The sequence below is a fragment of the Frankia alni ACN14a genome (assembly GCF_000058485.1).
Classification (GTDB): Bacteria; Actinomycetota; Actinomycetes; order Frankiales; family Frankiaceae; genus Frankia; species Frankia alni.
Genome location: NC_008278.1, coordinates 2,818,534 through 2,833,594 on the forward strand (window position 1 = coordinate 2,818,534; position 15,061 = coordinate 2,833,594).

At 67.3% G+C, this 15,061-nt stretch carries 12 protein-coding genes and 3 pseudogenes; 3 read left to right on the forward strand and 12 right to left on the reverse strand.

Features of this window, described 5'->3' with window-relative positions:
• The first annotated feature begins 121 nt into the window (after positions 1-121).
• Positions 122-1,453: a lysine N(6)-hydroxylase/L-ornithine N(5)-oxygenase family protein gene (locus FRAAL_RS11220; RefSeq protein ID WP_011603723.1), complete on the forward strand. Its 1,332-nt coding sequence runs from the start codon at positions 122-124 to the stop codon at positions 1,451-1,453.
• Positions 1,454-1,572: 119 nt separating this feature from the next.
• Positions 1,573-2,415: a DUF4097 family beta strand repeat-containing protein gene (locus FRAAL_RS11225; protein WP_011603724.1), complete on the forward strand. Its 843-nt coding sequence runs from the start codon at positions 1,573-1,575 to the stop codon at positions 2,413-2,415.
• A 237-nt stretch (positions 2,416-2,652) separates the two neighbouring features.
• Here the strand turns inward: FRAAL_RS11225 and FRAAL_RS11230 are convergent, their stop codons facing one another.
• The 8 genes and pseudogenes from FRAAL_RS11230 to FRAAL_RS11260 all read right to left on the reverse strand — a co-directional run bounded on the left by FRAAL_RS11230 (position 2,653) and on the right by FRAAL_RS11260 (position 8,082).
• Positions 2,653-3,450, reverse strand: coding sequence for an alpha/beta fold hydrolase (locus tag FRAAL_RS11230; RefSeq protein ID WP_011603725.1), 798 nt, complete (start codon positions 3,448-3,450; stop codon positions 2,653-2,655).
• Between the two features lie 58 nt (positions 3,451-3,508).
• Positions 3,509-4,366, reverse strand: a complete 858-nt coding sequence (locus FRAAL_RS11235) for a pentapeptide repeat-containing protein (RefSeq protein WP_011603726.1) — start codon at positions 4,364-4,366, stop codon at positions 3,509-3,511.
• Positions 4,367-4,380: 14 nt separating this feature from the next.
• Positions 4,381-4,710, reverse strand: a complete 330-nt coding sequence (locus FRAAL_RS11240; protein WP_011603727.1) for a PadR family transcriptional regulator — start codon at positions 4,708-4,710, stop codon at positions 4,381-4,383.
• Between the two features lie 331 nt (positions 4,711-5,041).
• A pseudogene (locus tag FRAAL_RS11250) lies at positions 5,042-5,488 on the reverse strand (prephenate dehydrogenase); the annotation flags it as partial.
• A 678-nt stretch (positions 5,489-6,166) separates the two neighbouring features.
• Complete coding sequence (locus tag FRAAL_RS33525) at positions 6,167-6,325, reverse strand: hypothetical protein (RefSeq protein WP_162137443.1); 159 nt, start codon at positions 6,323-6,325, stop codon at positions 6,167-6,169.
• Positions 6,326-6,389: 64 nt separating this feature from the next.
• Positions 6,390-6,602: pseudogene (locus tag FRAAL_RS31580) on the reverse strand (IS6 family transposase); the annotation flags it as partial.
• The gene (locus FRAAL_RS34800; protein ID WP_011603733.1) at positions 6,602-7,039 is read right to left on the reverse strand and encodes a recombinase family protein; all 438 of its coding nucleotides are present in this window, start codon (positions 7,037-7,039) and stop codon (positions 6,602-6,604) included. The gene FRAAL_RS34800 and the pseudogene FRAAL_RS31580, both read right to left, overlap by 1 nt.
• A gap of 278 nt (positions 7,040-7,317) precedes the next feature.
• Entirely contained in the window at positions 7,318-8,082 is a 765-nt protein-coding gene (locus FRAAL_RS11260; protein ID WP_041939160.1) for a hypothetical protein, read from the reverse strand.
• 851 nt (positions 8,083-8,933) lie between these two features.
• Between FRAAL_RS11260 and FRAAL_RS31590 the strand changes: the two are divergent.
• Positions 8,934-9,492: pseudogene (locus tag FRAAL_RS31590) on the forward strand (potassium-transporting ATPase subunit KdpA).
• Between the two features lie 201 nt (positions 9,493-9,693).
• On the opposite strand, the gene mftF reads toward FRAAL_RS31590, so the two are convergent.
• From mftF to FRAAL_RS11280, 4 genes are all read right to left on the reverse strand, one after another.
• A complete protein-coding gene (gene mftF, locus FRAAL_RS11265; protein ID WP_050997085.1) occupies positions 9,694-11,112 on the reverse strand; it encodes a mycofactocin biosynthesis glycosyltransferase MftF in 1,419 nt (472 codons plus the stop codon).
• A 103-nt stretch (positions 11,113-11,215) separates the two neighbouring features.
• Positions 11,216-11,902, reverse strand: a complete 687-nt coding sequence (locus FRAAL_RS11270; protein ID WP_050997086.1) for a class I SAM-dependent methyltransferase — start codon at positions 11,900-11,902, stop codon at positions 11,216-11,218.
• 96 nt (positions 11,903-11,998) lie between these two features.
• Positions 11,999-12,838: an NAD-dependent epimerase/dehydratase family protein gene (locus tag FRAAL_RS11275; protein WP_041939161.1), complete on the reverse strand. Its 840-nt coding sequence runs from the start codon at positions 12,836-12,838 to the stop codon at positions 11,999-12,001.
• A 61-nt stretch (positions 12,839-12,899) separates the two neighbouring features.
• Positions 12,900-14,108, reverse strand: coding sequence for a radical SAM protein (locus FRAAL_RS11280; RefSeq protein ID WP_041939162.1), 1,209 nt, complete (start codon positions 14,106-14,108; stop codon positions 12,900-12,902).
• Positions 14,109-15,061 lie beyond the last annotated feature (953 nt).

The following is a 15,061-nucleotide window of genomic DNA, read 5'->3' on the forward strand; positions in this document are numbered from 1 at the left end:
CTTTGCCGAATCGGCCGATGGAAATGCAGACATGCTCGGGTGCCGCTTATCTGGGTGTGGAGCAGTCCGATCAGTAGTGTGAATCACGTAGTTTCTTTCCAGGTCGGCGGGAGAATGTTCCATGAGTGCTCGCGAGTTCGACATCTACGATGTGGTCGGAATTGGTTTCGGACCTTCCAATCTTTCTCTTGCCGTCGCCCTGGATGAGTTCCGGGTCAATGGAATGGGGAACGTGTTCAGCAACATCTTCTTCGAGCGGCGGTCCTCCTTCGCCTGGCATCCCAGCATGCTGCTGCCCTCGGCGACCATGCAGATCTCCTTCCTCAAGGACCTCGTCACCTTCCGGAACCCGACGTCGAGTTTCAGCTTCGTCGCCTATCTGCACGAGTCGGGCCGGCTGCCGAGGTTCGTGAACAACCAGGACTTCTTCCCCACCCGTGAGGAGTTCCACCAGTACCTGGAGTGGGCGCAGGCACGGGTCGCCCATCGCGTGGCGTACGGCTCGGAGGCGAGGTCGCTGCGGCTGCCGGCCGGCGTCGGACCGGAGCGGGCGGACCGGCTGTGCCTCCAGGTCGCGGACGCCGCCAGCGGAACCAGCCGGATGGTCGAGGCCCGCAACGTGGTGATTTCCACGGGCCTGGTGCCGACGATGCCCACGGGAGTTGAGCGGGGCGAGCGGGTCTGGCACAGCTCCGAGTTCCTGGAGAGGTTCCGCCGGACGAGCCCCGCGCGGATACGCCGGGTCGCGGTGGTCGGCGCGGGACAGAGCGCTGCCGAGATCACCCGCTTCCTGTACGACGAGCTGCCCCACGCCGAGGTGTCGGCGATCATCCCGTCATACGGCTACTGCGTCGCGGACGACACCCCCTTCGCCAACGAGGTCTTCGACCCGGAGGCGATCGACGACTACTACTACGCCACCGAGCGGACGCGGGAGGCGCTCTGGCGGTACCACAGCAACACGAACTACTCCGTCGTCGATGACAGCGTGATCAGGGACCTCTATCGCCGCTCCTACGAGGACGACCTGCGCGACGTCGGGCGTCTTCGGTTCCTCCGCCTGACGAGAGTTGCCGGGGTGCGTTCCGTGGGTGCGCAGACCCGGGTCTCCCTCCGGGCGGGCATCGACGGAGACCTTCGCGACCTCGACGTGGACGTCCTCGTCTGCGCCACCGGCTACGCCGCCATGGAACCCACGGGTCTGCTCGGCGACCTCGACCAGTACTGCCTGCGCGACGAGGCGGGTCGGTACCGGATCGAGCGGGACTACCGCATCGTCACCGCGCCGGAGATGCAGTGCGGCATCTACCTGCAGGGCGGCACCGAACACACCCACGGCCTGTCCTCCTCGCTGCTGTCGAACATCGCCGTGCGAAGCGGCGAGATCATCGATTCGATCGTCGCCCGGAGCGCGGAGCGCACCGCGCCGTGCGCGGTTCTCGCCGAGGCCTGACCAGCTCGGACCCGACCGTGGGTTCCACGGGTACCGCGGTGCCCCCGACAGCCATCCCGATTCTGTTCCGATGGCACCGGCAGCGGGCCGCGCCATCGGCATTCACGTGAGGACTACCCATGTCTGTCTTCGACACCCCGTCTCGCATCGTCGCCACCCTGGAGCTTGTCACCGGCAACGCGCGCATCATCGCGACCAGCCGCGGGGACACGGTCGTCGACGTCCGTCCGACCAACCCGAACGACGACTCGGATGTCCAGGCCGCCAGCCAGACCCGCGTCGACTACGCCGACGGCGCGCTGCTGGTGCGGGGCCCGCGGACCCACTGGCTGGACTTCTCGCGCCGGACCAGGTCCGTCGACGTGACCATCGAGCTTCCGGTCGGGTCGCGGGTGGCGTGCGATGCATCCCTCGCGGACGTGACCAGCGTCGGTGAGCTGGGAGAATGCCAGGTCAAGACCTCCGTCGGGGCCATCCGGCTGGAGCGGTGCGGGCCGGTGCGGCTGCACACCGGGGGCGGCCATGTCGCGGTCGACAGCGTCGCGGGCAACGCCGACGTCAGCACCGGCATCGGCTCGGTGCGCATCGGTGCGGTCGACGGCGACGCGGTGGTACGCAACTCCAACGGCGCCACCCAGATCGGTGCGGCCGCCGGCCGCGTCGAGGTCCGCAACTCCAACGGCGACATCGACATCGATCGCGCGGTCGCCGGGGTCAACGCCCAGACGGCCAACGGCAGCATCCGGGTGGGCGGAGTCGTCGACGGCACGGTCTCGCTGCGCACCTCCACCGGGGACGTCGAGGTGGGTGTCGCCGCCGGCACCGCCGCCCGGCTGGACGTCCACACCGGACACGGCCACGTGCGCGACGAGCTGGGTGGCGCCGAGGCAGGCAAGGCCGATCGCCGGGCCGAGATCCGGGCGCGCACGTCCTTCGGCGACATCAGGGTGCACCGCGCCTGAGCGGCAGCGGGCAGCGGGCAGGGGCAGTCGATCGCCGCGGCGTCATCGTCGCGGCGTCGTCGCGCCGTCGCCGATCCACCGCGCCGGAGACCCGCCGGGCGGCCAGCGACGAGGCAGGCCCGGCGTCCCCGGGCCGCTGGACCGTACGAAGGGTCCAGAGCAGGCCCGGGTACGGGGCAGGTGCTCGTCTGGTGGCCTCCCGGCACGACGTGCGTCCGGTGGTTGTCGGAGGCTCCGCTAGCCGACCGAGTGGTCGCGCGGGACGGTGCAGCGGCGGATCACCCCGGCCACGGCGGGGGAGTCCTTCTGCAGGATCTTGCTGTGGTTGCTCGTCACCCTCGCGCCCACCTGCAGGTTGGGGTTGCGGGCGAGGACCGGGTCGAGCGCGGCCCGCGCCTCGCCCATCTCCTCCTCCTCCGCGCCGAGGTGAGCGCCGGTGGCCAGGATGTACCACATGGGGCAGGACACGCGATCAAGGACCGGCGCGAGGACCGCCGACATCTCGTTGCACTCGATGTTGACGTCCGCGTGCTGGTCGGCGCTCATCCGCGCGGCCAGACCCAGCCGGGCGGCGATGGGAAACAGCAGTCGCATCCGACGGAACAGCTTCCGGATCCGTTCCTCGGACTCCGCGCCGGTCAGGCCGTAGGGGATGGCGCCGTCCACGGCCACCACCGCCTCGACGCGGCCCGGATACCGGGCGGCCCAGTGCGCCGCGAGCATCGCCCCGTACGACCAGCCCACGAGGATCGGCCGCTCCACGCCCCTCGCGCGCAGGACGGCGTCAAGGTCCCGGACGCACGCCTCGAACGAGTAGTCGGCCGAGCGCTTCGACCTGCCGCGGGCGCGCTCGTCGTAGGTGATGTGCCGGTACTCGCCGCCCAGTTCCGAGATGACCTTCTGCCAGTGCTTCTGGTTCGCGTAGGAACCGTTGAGATACACCAGGGTGCGACCGGATCCACCGGTGTCGGCCACGTACAGGGTCGTGTCGTCGACCGGCACCATGCCGGTCCATGCGGGGTGCTTGGCAGACATGGCTGCCTCCTGTGTCAGGTCCAGTGGTGTGCGGGGGTGGCTGCGTGCGCGTCCTTGTTCACGCAACCTGCGCGTTGTCCACGTTCGCGCCGAGTCCCTTGAGGCCGGCGTAGGTCAGCTTGTCGATGCGTGCCCCGTCGAAGTTCACGGTGCGAATGGCATTGCGGTACTTCCGGCTGGTGCCCCGGAAGGACACGTCCCGCAGCGTCGCGCCGCGGAACGACACGTCCTCCAGCGCCGCCATGTCGAACCGCACGCTTATGAACGTGCCGCCGTCGAGGTTGAGGCCGCGCAGGTCGGCGTAGGAGAAGTCCACGCCGGTGAAGGTGCAGTGCGTCAGGGTAGTGCGCCTCAGGTAGGCCTTCTGGAAGCTGACGTCTGTGAGGGCGGCGTCGGTGAACCTCGTCTCCGCGAGCCCTGACGTGCTGAAGTCGGTGCGGACCAGCTGCGATCCGTGGAAGCTGGCCCGGGTGAAGTCGGCCATCGTGAGGTTCGCGTCGGTCAGGTTGGCGCCATCGAAGTTCGCCTCGGTGAGATCGCTGCTCCGGAACGAGCTTCCGGTGAGATCGGCGTGGGAGAAGTCCGAGCCGCGCAGCGCGCTCCGCTCGAACCGCCCGCCGCGCCCGGAGACGCCGGAGAAGTCGCTCTTCCGCAGGTCGCTCGCGTCGAACCGCGTCACCATCTTCCGCTCGAGCTGGCGGGACAGACTGGACATCTCCTGCACCGTGTTCTCGATGTCGCCGATGCTGTCGACGGTGAGTTCGAATGCTGCGTGCTCGTCCTTGCCCTCGGCGCGGAGCTCACGGAAACGCTCCTGGAGGTCTGCAAGGAGATCTGCCTTCAGTTCACTGAGGCTCTTCGTGTCCTCGTAGGGCGCGAAGATGCCGTCCACGTACTCGCGGATCCCGTCGTTCATGGGGTTCTCTCTCCTTACAGCAATGTGTCCAGGACACGCTTCGCGTGATCCCAGTTCGCCTTGTTGCGCAGGTAGGTCTGTCGGCCCTTCTCGGTGATCCGGAAGTACTTGCGTCGGCCCCCCTGTGTCTCGTCGCCCCAATACCAGGTGATGTCGCCATCCGCTTCCAGGCGCCGGACACTGGAGTACATCGTGGCTTCCTTGAGCTCGTACTCGCCCTGAGACCGTTCGGCGATCAACTTCACGATCTCGTAGCCGTAACGATCCGACTCCGAGAGTAGCCGCAAGATCATCGTGTCCGTGTTTCCGCGTAGTAGGTCGGATGTGACCTTGCGGTCGCTCATGTCGGTACCTCCATGAACACTGTCGCACGAGGTACTGTGTCTGTCAAGGTACTTGGGTGAGAGAGGTACTGTCAGGTTCGAGGGCTGCCGCCCGTCGGCGTCGGCCCGGCGCGGGGTGTGTCGCCGGGCCGACGAGCTGGAGGCCCTCGCGGCCTCGAAGGGCTACGTCCCCGCCGACACCCCGACAGTGCGATGCCCCCGCGCCCTCGCCGCCTGCCGGCCTCAGGGCCCGTTGACCCGCATGGTCAGGTCATCGCCGGGCAGCCTCGCGGCGGACGCGCTCGCCGCCCGGGCCGAGCGGGGCGAGGGGAGCGCGAACCCCTGACGCGCATCAGGATCGTCGGTATGCCGTCCATCCGGTGGCTGTGAGCCGGTCGACGAGACTGTCCGCGACCGCCGGATCGACGGCGAGTTCGACGATGCCGGCCGGTGCGTCCAGGCTGTGCTCGAACGGACCGACGTCCTCGATGTTGACGTCCCACCTGCTGATGAGGCCGACGATCGCGGCGAGCTGCCCGGGCCGGTCGTCGAGCACCACGCCGACCCAGCCCCACGACCGCGCCGTGGCGCCGGCCTTACGCGGCAGCAGCGCGCGCCCCGCGTGCCCGTCCCGCATGAGCCGGGTGACCGCCGTGGTGACATCGTCGGCACCGGCGGCGTCGAGGACGTCGGCCAGGGCCGTCAGCCGGGAGCCGAGGTCGCGCACCCGCCGGGCGATCGGCCCCCGGTTGCCCTCGACGATCCCCGCCCACAGCTCGGCGTCGCTGTCGGCGAGCCGGAGTCGAGCCCCCGGGCCGCGTTCTCGCAAAAGCGCGGCCAGGGGGCTCGACGCCAGACCTCGGATCTCCTATCGACCCAGATTCCTACTGGTCACTCCGTGAATACCTGCCACGGTCGTATGGGCCCGTCGACTGGACACACCCACCATGCCTGCTCCTGATGTATCTGCGGCCGCGTCGAGTGCCGGTGACCGGGGCATGGCGGCACGGGATCTGAGGTGCCTCCGTCGGCAATGACATCCTGCAACCATTCGGCTATGCTGATCATTAGCTCTGCTGGCTGGGTCGCCGGAAGTGCCGACAGGACGGACTCACCTGCATGTCCCCGCACGGAGACGGGCCACTTGCTCACCCAGCCGACAAGCTCCGACTCCGACACTGGAAGTCCCAGCCGACGGCCGACGTCGGCAGCGGTGAGCTGACCTTTTCTCCAGGCGAGTCCGCGCGCGATCCAGCTCGCTGTCGTGCGGCGAACCAACCGCAACAGAGATCCACTGAGATGTTGGTCGTAGTTCCTCCAGCGCTGCGGCCACTGCCGCGGTCACCCGTCGGCGGGCGGGCAGCAGGCCCGGGGCGGCCTTGGTTCCCGAGCCAAGGGCAGCCGCGACATCGGGTATGGGAACGTCGGACGCGAAAACCCACGCTACGGACGGCCGTTCGGCCTCATCTTGCTCCACCTAGAGAACATAGTCCGCGTAGACGTTGATCTGACGGACGGAGCGGGGTCCGATCTGAAATTGCACGCTCACCCACAGGCTGAGTGGCATCCCGATCCTCCCCCGTAGGTAGTGGGTCATCGGGAAGACCGTGTCGTCGGCGTAGGTGTACTTGGACATGCTCGAATGAAACGTGTAATCGCAGGACGTGTTGGAATGGGTGTCCTGGTAGCGGGTCTGGCGCTTGAACCAGCAAGGGCGTGAAGCGCTGCACCCACCGATACACCGTGACGTGATCAACCTCGAGGTCGCGTTCGGCGAGCAGCTCCTCGACGTCCCGGTAGGACGGCGCTTACCGCAGGTACCAGCGGACCGCGAGGACGATCACCTCCGGTGAGAACCGGAACCCCGCGAACTCCGACGTCGGAACCGGTGAACAGGCACGACGTCGACGCATCACTCGAGCATGACTGATCGGCAGCCGCCGGACAGCGGACTCCGCCAATGCAACAAAGCCGTCTCGGCTTTGTGCTGTTTGTTCCAGACCTGATAGCCGGTGTAGCGCGGGTTCGCCAGGATGGCTTGCACTGCGCCCTTGGACCAGGCGATTCCGGTGCGGTGTCGGTTGCGGGCTCGGTCGTAGGCCGACGGGGACAGTACACCTTCGTCGGTGAGTGTCTGGGCGATCAGGAAGACACCCATGCCGTTGAGGTACCGGTGGAAGATTCGCTCGACGACCGGTGCGGTGATCGGGTCTTTCGCCAGAACGTGGAGACGCTTGCCGTCGGCGGCTTTCGCCGGGTTGGGATGGGGCAGGTAACCGCGTCCGAGCGATGACGCTCTACCGCGACTTCGACGGCTCGACGATCCAGGTTGAGCGATGTGGAGCGTCAACTGCGGCTGCGTCGACGAGACTGCGTCGGTCGGAGGACACGGACACAGGGTGGCGCGGCAGGCGCGGAGGGCCAGGTCGACACGGGCGGGCGGCTGGGCGGGCCCGTTCTCAGCCGGTGGACTCGGGGCACACGGCCACCGGCGATCTCCACGAGTCGTCCAACCCGCGACGACCGGCCGGTGGCCGCATCGCCCGCGACCGCCACGCGGCGCAGGCCGAGCGGAGCACCGCCACGCAGGCGCCCCACTCGGCCGACTACCCAACAGCGGTTGCCGTACTAGCCAGCGATGCCGACGCCCTCCGTGTCATCCGCGAGACCGTTTGAGCCTGGATCGTGCTGCTCCCACCTGTCGTCCCACTTCTTGTGGTGGTCCTTCTTGTCGAACCAGGTCACCCGCTCGAAGGTCGCCTTCTCCTTCTTCTTGACGACGTCCCGCTTCTTGTGATCCCAGTTGCCCTTGTCCTGGTCCCACGCCACGAGGGAAGCCGGATCCCCTACGTCCGATCCCGGGTCGTCGTCGTTCCATGTCGGGTCGTCACCCGGCTTCGTCTCGTCGTCCCAGTTGTCGTCCCACTTCTTGTGGTGGTCCTTCTTGTCGAACCAGGTCACGTGCTCGAAGGTCGCCTTCTCCTTCTTCTTGACGACGTCCCGCTTCTTGTGATCCCAGTTGCCCTTGTCCGGGTCCCACGCCGCGAGGGCCGCCGGATCCCCTACGTCCGATCCCGGGTCGTCGTCGTTCCATGTCGGGTCGTCACCCGGCTTCGTCTCGTCGTCCCAGTTGTCGTCCCACTTCTTGTGGTGGTCCTTCTTGTCGAACCAGGTCACCCGCTCGAAGGTCGCCTTCTCCTTCTTCTTGACGACGTCCCGCTTCTTGTGATCCCACTTGTCCGCATCCCACCGCCAGGAGGCCGGGAACAACGGGTCCTGGATGCCGGCGGCCTCGGCAGCTCCAGCGGGGGGAGCAGCCACGGTCGGCTCCGCGGCCTGTGCCATGGCCACGCCCGGACCGAGCAGGACGGCGCCGGTCGCGACACCAGACATCGTGAGAAGAGCGGCGTAACGTCCGGTCCTCTTCTTCATTCCGTACCCTTTCTCGCAAATTTCATTGACCCCACTACTGCGAGCCACAACCTAGCTGGTCAGTCCGTTGAATCGGCGCAGCCGGCCGTGCGGGTTACCCGCGGGATAGTTGACGGAGTCGAAGCTCCAGAGAAATCAGAAGGTTAACTCTTTGGCCTCTCAACCGCCGGAGTTCCGGTTTTGGGTCCAGGTGCAAAGCATCGGAAGGCTTCCCAGAAGATGGAAATAGACGGCGACGCGCCACCAGGTCAACGGCGTGCCGACGAGTCAGAAGCAAGATCTGCGGCCTGGGTACGGCGCTTCATCGCGGCATCAGCTAAAGGCACACCTTCCCCGAATGATGCGCAATGCTATCGGTTGCCGGCGGCCCGGTGAGGAAATCCGGTTTACAACAGGTTATGTGATCACGCGGATACCGGCGAGGATGTCCGGCGGATCGCCCAGGGAACGATGCCGAGAGCCCAGGTCGCCCCCGTCAGCCTGGGTGGGGCTCCAGAACCCCGATTTGGGTGGTTACCTGCACGTTCACCTGCCGGATCGGGCCAGTGTCAGGCAGGCTGGTGAGCCGTGGGGGACTCGAACCTGGTGGGCCTGACGCACCACAATAAGAACCGTCTGAGGCGCTGCCGACGAGGTCCAGCGGTGCCATCCAGTTCCAGCCGGAGAGGCCGTCATCGCCCTTGTTCACCATCCTGGTGAACGCGTTCGTGTTGACCCCGATGAATGCGGTCAACGCCTGGTCGTAGTCATGGAAGAGGGCATTGGATTTCTAGATGGGCACGAATGCCGCGGGCGTCGTCTTCATCGTCTCGATGGTGCTGGCCCTCGCGCTGACCTATCGACCGCTGGGTGACTACGTGGCCCGGGTGTACACGAGCAGGAAGCACCTGCGGGTCGAGCGGGGTATTTACCGGCTGGTCGGAGTGGACCCGGACGCCGAGCAGCGCTGGGCGGTGTACGCCCGCAGCGTGCGGTCAAGCCGGCGCTCGCCTGGAACACGGCGATCAGTCTCACCACCAACACGAACTGGCAGGCATACTCCGGCGAGTCGACGATGGGTCATCTGGTCCAGATGGCCGGGCTGGGTGTGCAGAACTGCGTCTCCGCCGCGGTGGGTATCGCGGTGGTGATCGCACTGGTGCGCGGGTTCGCCCGGAAGAACACCGACCAGCTGGGCAACTTCGGGTCGATCTGGTCCGCACCATCGTGCGCATACTGCTGCCGATCTGCGTGCTGATGGCCATCGTGCTGATCGCCGGCGGCGCGATCCAGAACCTCCACGGCAACCGCGACGTGACGACCCTGACCGGCGGCCGTCCAGCCCAGGCCACCCTCGTGATCCTCCACGTGGAGCACCACCGCACCACCTGACACCAGCACCGACACACCCCGCTGCGACTACCCACCGCAACAAATCGTTTTTGGGAAAGGCTCGGTGTCCCGTAGTGACCACCAGTACAGTAGGCACACCGGTCACTTTCATGGTAGCCCTCCCTCATCTTCCGGCAATGGCGAACTCTTTCACGCGACCCGTGAGAACCGTGTTCATCTGCGACGGAAGACGCTTGAGGGTCAGGGCTGGATGGCGGGCAGCAACGGCCGGGCCGAGCGACCCGCGAGCGTGCCTGCCCAGAGCCCCGCGCCGTAGGCGAGGTCGTCGAGGCGACGGGCCACCAGGAACCGCGCCGCGCCGAGGTTCGGAGGGACGCGGCGATACTGGAGTGCGCTGTCCGTGAGGGCGGCCAGCAGGACGGCTCGACGGGCGCGCCGGGAGGCCAGCGCGGCGGCCAGGCTGACCGGCCACCAGTGACGCATCATGAGTCGGTTGGTCTGCCTGACGGCGGCGGCCAGGTCGTGCCCGGCGAGCTCGGCCGCGAGCAGGGCCGGGTGGTCCGAGCGGTTGGTGAGCCTCCTCAGGCGAACGGTGAGCACGGCGGACGCGACGGCGGCGGCGGGCAGGGACCACCGTCGCTGGGCCAGGAGCGCCCCGACGAAGGCGGCCCCGGCGGGGGTGAGGACAGCGGGCGCCGCCGCGGCGCCGTGGCGCTCGGCCAGAGCGCGCCCCCCGCTGCCGTAGAAGGCCTTACGGCGTAGCCACGGGATCAGCCGCACCCGATGATCATGCCAGGCGGTCGCGGAGGGTTCGTAGCGCACGTGCCATCCCTGGGCAGCCAGCCGCCAGACCAGATCAACATCCTCGGCAACCTGCATGCCGTCGGTGAAGCCGGTGCCGAGGGCGTCGACGCGGGCCACAAGACAGGCGCTGGGTAGCCAGGCCACCGGCGAGCGTGGGTGCACCAGAGCGGGCGCCGGCCCGCGATCCAGGGACGACCGAGCATCCTCGTAACGGGAGATCCAGTTCGATCGGCCGGGCTGGGCGCGCCCGAGGATCCGGGGAGCGACGGCGGCGACCCGGGGATGATGGAAGTGGCGCAGCAGGGCGGCGATCGTGTCCGGGCCGACGGTGACGTCGGAGTCGACGAAGGCGACGAACGGGGTGGTCACCCGCTCCAGCCCGGCGTTACGGGCGCCAGCCGGGCCGCGGTGGCGGGGCAGCACCACCAGTTCGGCGCGGTGGCGGGTCGCGACCTCGGCGACGGGACGCGGTTCGCGGGAGCAGTCGTCGACCACGATCGTTCGGATTCGGTCGCCAAGGCCGCTCATCAGCGCATCGAGTGACGGGGCCCGGTCGCGGACCGGGATCACCACCGTGACCTCGGCCAGCTCGGTCGGCGGGAGCCGATCGATGACCGGGTGGGCCGCGCCGCTGGCCAGCATCTGCATGGCGAGCCGCTCGGAGGTGGGACCGGTCACCCGTAGTCGGCGGCCGGTCAGCTGGGCGGCCGCCTCCGCGCGCGGATGAAGCAGCCGGGCGGGAGCCCCCCAGACCAGGGTGCGGCCGCCGTCGCGCACCCGGACGTCACGGCCGAGCTCGACGACGAGGCCGCCGGGCGGCAGGGCCGCCGCGGGGCCGCCGATCGGGGAGGTCATCCGTTGAACCCGCCTTCCGCACTGGCCGGCCCCGGCCCGCTGACGATCAGGGCGGGAGAGGATCGCGGACCGGTAGGCCATGCGCCGGGACGGCCGGTCCGGTTCACGCCCGTCGGCCCGGCGCGTCGGCGCGGCGGGCGATCACCGCGGTGATCAGCGGCGGTCTCCCGGTCGCCGGGTGGCTCCGACGGGTCCGCAGCCGCATCAGCGGGTCCAGATCGAGCGCCGGGGCCCAGCCCTGAACCCACAACCCGGCCGCGGCCATCATGTCCGCAATCTCTCGCCGCGTATGCATCCGGTGTCGGCGTCGTGCGAGGGTGAAGAACGGCCGCAGGAAGCCGACCGCGTGGAAGTCCGCCAGGACAAACACTCCCCCCGGGGCCAGTACCCGCCCGACTTCGGCCACCCCTGCGCGCTGATCGGCCCAGTGATGGAAGGACAGCGTGCTGGTCACCAGATCGAACTCCGCGTCAGAAAACGGCAGTGCCGCGGCGCCAGCCCGCGCCAAGGTGGCCGGCACCCCGGACCGACTGGCCACGCTGATCATGCCGGGTGCCGGGTCGACGCCCGCCAGCGTCGCGGCGGGATAGTGACGCTTCATCAGCGTCAACAGGCTGCCCGTGCCGCAGCCGACATCGAGCACCCGCCGTGGGGAGACACCCAGACCGTCCACCAGCGTGAGTGTCCGCTCGTGGACCGGCCGGAACAAACGCTCCTGCATCGGGCTACGGTCATAGTCCGGCGCCCACCGGTCGAACTGGGCTACGTCCTTGTCGGCTTCCCGGCCCACCCCACACTCCTCCCGTGGTTGCATGACCCGTCTCCACCGCGATTTTCGCGGATGTCTCTCACCAGCCGGTTCACGCGGAATCGCTCTCGCAACTATTCAGGTGCTTTTTGGTTCCACTTTGGGGTGCCGGGCCTGGACCTGATGGCCCAGATCGTATTCGGCGCCGCAGAATTCGCCGCCAAGCAGCCGTTCTTCGACACTCTCGAGGTCCGGCTCGCCGACGACGTCAAGATAGTCTTCGGCATCATCGGCCGGCTCGAATCCAATGCTCCTTGCTTCGTCCAGGGTGAACCAGGCCCTCGTGTTGGCCGATACTCCCCAGACCACGCGATATCCTGGTTCGTTTACACTGATTGCTGCTTCGAAAAGGCTTCCCGCATCGTCGGGAGACAGCCATGTCGCGAGCATCCTCGAGTTGTGCGGCTTCTCGAAGCAGCATTGTATGCGAAGACAGATCACGTCCATTCCATAGCGGCTGCTGTAGAGCGAGCCGAGCGCCTCGCCAGCCGCCTTGCTGACGCCGTAATAGGTGTCAGGCATCGGAAAGAGATAGTCTGGAGCGGGCGCCTTCGATCGCGGATAGAACCCCACCGCGTGATTACTCGAGGCGAAGATCACCCGTGGAACCCCTTGCCTTCGAGCGGCCTCGAAAACGGTGTACGTACCGTTGATGTTGGTGTCCAGGATTTTTTCCCAAGCGGTCTCTTCGGCTATCGCGCCCAAGTGAATCACGACGTCGACGCCCGCGCAGGCCTGCTCCATGACGGCCAGGTCCGTCACCGATCCACAATGAAATTCTTCAGCCTCGCCGAGTCCCTCGACAGGGCGAATATCGAGCAGCCGCAGTGTTCGGCCAGGTCGCGTCAGCCTCGGTCGCAGCATCTGGCCGATGCGGCCGGCAGCACCCGTGACAAGAATCCTCTCGGTTTCCACCATGTTTTCCCCGCTACTCTTCTGTCGGCGCCGCCGAGCCAGAGCTCGTCCACCAGGTGGACGCTCACGGTGTCGCCTCCACTGTGGGCGCCTGGCCGTCGGGAATTCCGGTCAGAAGGTAGCGCTCCAGGCGCGGCTCGAACAGGTCCTCGAAGTCGACATTGCGATGCGCGTAGCATTGGGTGCAGGGACCGTACCGCTGGTCGTCCGGCAGATGGCCCGCCCCATGCCACTGCCGGAGATCCCGCCACGGCTTGCCATTCCATATCTGGGTGAAGCCCTCGACGGTCATATCACCCATACATGAGTACTGCATCATCGGTCCGATGAGATAGTCACAGTAACCCACGCTGCCGTCGTAGCCGACCGTCACGTACGACCAGGGGTGCATGCAGAACGGGATGTCCTTCTTGATGCCGACCCGTCGGCCGAACCGTGAGCCCGCGTACAGCTCCACCCCGAGGCGCGCGGCCTCCCGAGCCGCCTCCATGATCGTCGCATCTACCTGGTCGTCCAGGCCGGTGAGAGCGTTGGGGTCGTCGGCGCTCAGCGTGACCGCATGGAGCACGATCGGAATTCCGCCCAAGTCGGCCGAGTAGCGCACGAGGTCGTTCAGGCCCGCCAGCGTGGCCCGCTGGACGGTCGCAGTGATCCGCAGCGACCCGTGCCCGGCGGCACTGGAGTAACGGCCGGCCAGTCGGCGGAGATTACGGTCGATGGCCGAGAAGCGTGCGCCCTGGCGGACGACGCCCAGGACATCCTGGTGTACCGAGTCGAGGGACACGTCCACCATTGCGCCCACGTCGGCCAGAAGATCGAGAGTTGCGGGTCGGTTGAACGAGAGGTTGGTGACGACGCGGCACTGGGAGCGATGCGCGTCCACTGCCCTGATCACGTCGTCAATTTCGGGGGCGAGCAGGCTCTCGCCCCAGCCGCGGATGTCCACCATCTGGGCGGTGGGAAACAAGACCTCGACCACCTCGGCGAGGAAGCTTCGTGGCATTTCACGTTCGCGGTAGCCGATGGCATGGGATCTGCACATGGGGCAGCGGAGGTTGCAGCCCTGGGTCAGCTCGACCAGAACATAACGTGGCATGCTGCGGAGCTCGATCTCTCCGGCCCGCATCTCGGCGAGATTCAGCTCGGCGTTCCGCCTCTTCAGCTCGGCATAGTACGCCGGACTCCGGGCCGCTGTCCTCGCTGGCCGCACACCGGCCGGCACCGATTCCGCCTGACCGGTCGATGTGCCATGATCTTCGATGCCACGCGACATATTGATCCTTTGCGTATCGTGAGTGCGCGGTAACACGCGATGGGCGACGGGCCGGAGACCTGCGCCGAATGAGGTCCAGCCTTCCTTCTGTCCGGCCTTGGTCTGCAGACGACAATTCGCTGCTGGACGAGGCTCCGGTCGAGCCGGCTGAGTCGCTCGGAGAGCTCACGATCCTCGACAACGATGTCCCGCCAGCGCGCCGGAATCTCGGTCGGCGCCACAGCGCGACCAGGCGCTGCTCCCGGGTAAGGCGGTAGACGCACCGTACCGCGCCAACGAGTCGCGTCGGTCAACTGTGGTATTTCACTTTCGTGTTACAACTTTAGTGACAACCGGTGGACAGGTCCCGTCGTCCCTGCCGGTGTTAGGGTGAGAAGAATTCTCGTCGCCTGCGGACGGAGTCATAACGTTGGCTCACGACAATCAGCTCGACAGTCTCGTGTTCACGCTGGTCCCGGAGAATCGCGACGTGGTGGCTGTCGGCCAGACGGCGGTGCAAGCCGGCCTCGCTGGTTTGACGCCGTCAAGTCTGCGACGTGCATCCCGGTCGACGCCACCATCGGCCACGCTGAGGACTTCGCGCGCGTGACGATCAGCGACGACGACCGCTGGCTACTCAGCTACTACCGGAGCTCGCCGGTTCCGCCAGGCGGATCGGTTCTACGGCGACGGGTCTCGTGATCCCGGATCTGACCCCGAGCGTCTCGTCGGTCGATATTCGGTTCGCGTGCCGTGAGACGTTTATGAGCATATTGGAGATGCGACGATGTCATGGTTCGACGCCGGACCCCGGGAGGCGGATGTCGCGCTCGCTTTCCATCTGTGCACCCCGGTGTCAGTCCGGTGCCTGCCCTTCGGGGGCGCACCGTGGGCCGGCGCATCCGTGGTGGTGGCCACCGCCCGCGTGGGTCCGCTCGCGGCGCGGTTCGCCCGGGAACTGTCCGCGGCTGGGG

Bases quoted from the DNA above. Each gene is read 5' to 3' on its own strand.
- FRAAL_RS11220 (WP_011603723.1), top strand. From the start codon at position 122: ATGAGTGCTCGCGAGTTCGACATCTACGATGTGGTCGGAATTGGTTTC.
- FRAAL_RS11225 (WP_011603724.1), top strand. From the start codon at position 1,573: ATGTCTGTCTTCGACACCCCGTCTCGCATCGTCGCCACCCTGGAGCTT.
- FRAAL_RS11230 (WP_011603725.1), bottom strand. From the start codon at position 3,450: ATGTCTGCCAAGCACCCCGCATGGACCGGCATGGTGCCGGTCGACGAC.
- FRAAL_RS11235 (WP_011603726.1), bottom strand. From the start codon at position 4,366: ATGAACGACGGGATCCGCGAGTACGTGGACGGCATCTTCGCGCCCTAC.
- FRAAL_RS11240 (WP_011603727.1), bottom strand. From the start codon at position 4,710: ATGAGCGACCGCAAGGTCACATCCGACCTACTACGCGGAAACACGGAC.
- FRAAL_RS33525 (WP_162137443.1), bottom strand. From the start codon at position 6,325: ATGTCCAAGTACACCTACGCCGACGACACGGTCTTCCCGATGACCCAC.
- FRAAL_RS11260 (WP_041939160.1), bottom strand. From the start codon at position 8,082: ATGTCTGGTGTCGCGACCGGCGCCGTCCTGCTCGGTCCGGGCGTGGCC.
- mftF (WP_050997085.1), bottom strand. From the start codon at position 11,112: ATGACCTCCCCGATCGGCGGCCCCGCGGCGGCCCTGCCGCCCGGCGGC.
- FRAAL_RS11275 (WP_041939161.1), bottom strand. From the start codon at position 12,838: ATGGTGGAAACCGAGAGGATTCTTGTCACGGGTGCTGCCGGCCGCATC.
- FRAAL_RS11280 (WP_041939162.1), bottom strand. From the start codon at position 14,108: ATGTCGCGTGGCATCGAAGATCATGGCACATCGACCGGTCAGGCGGAA.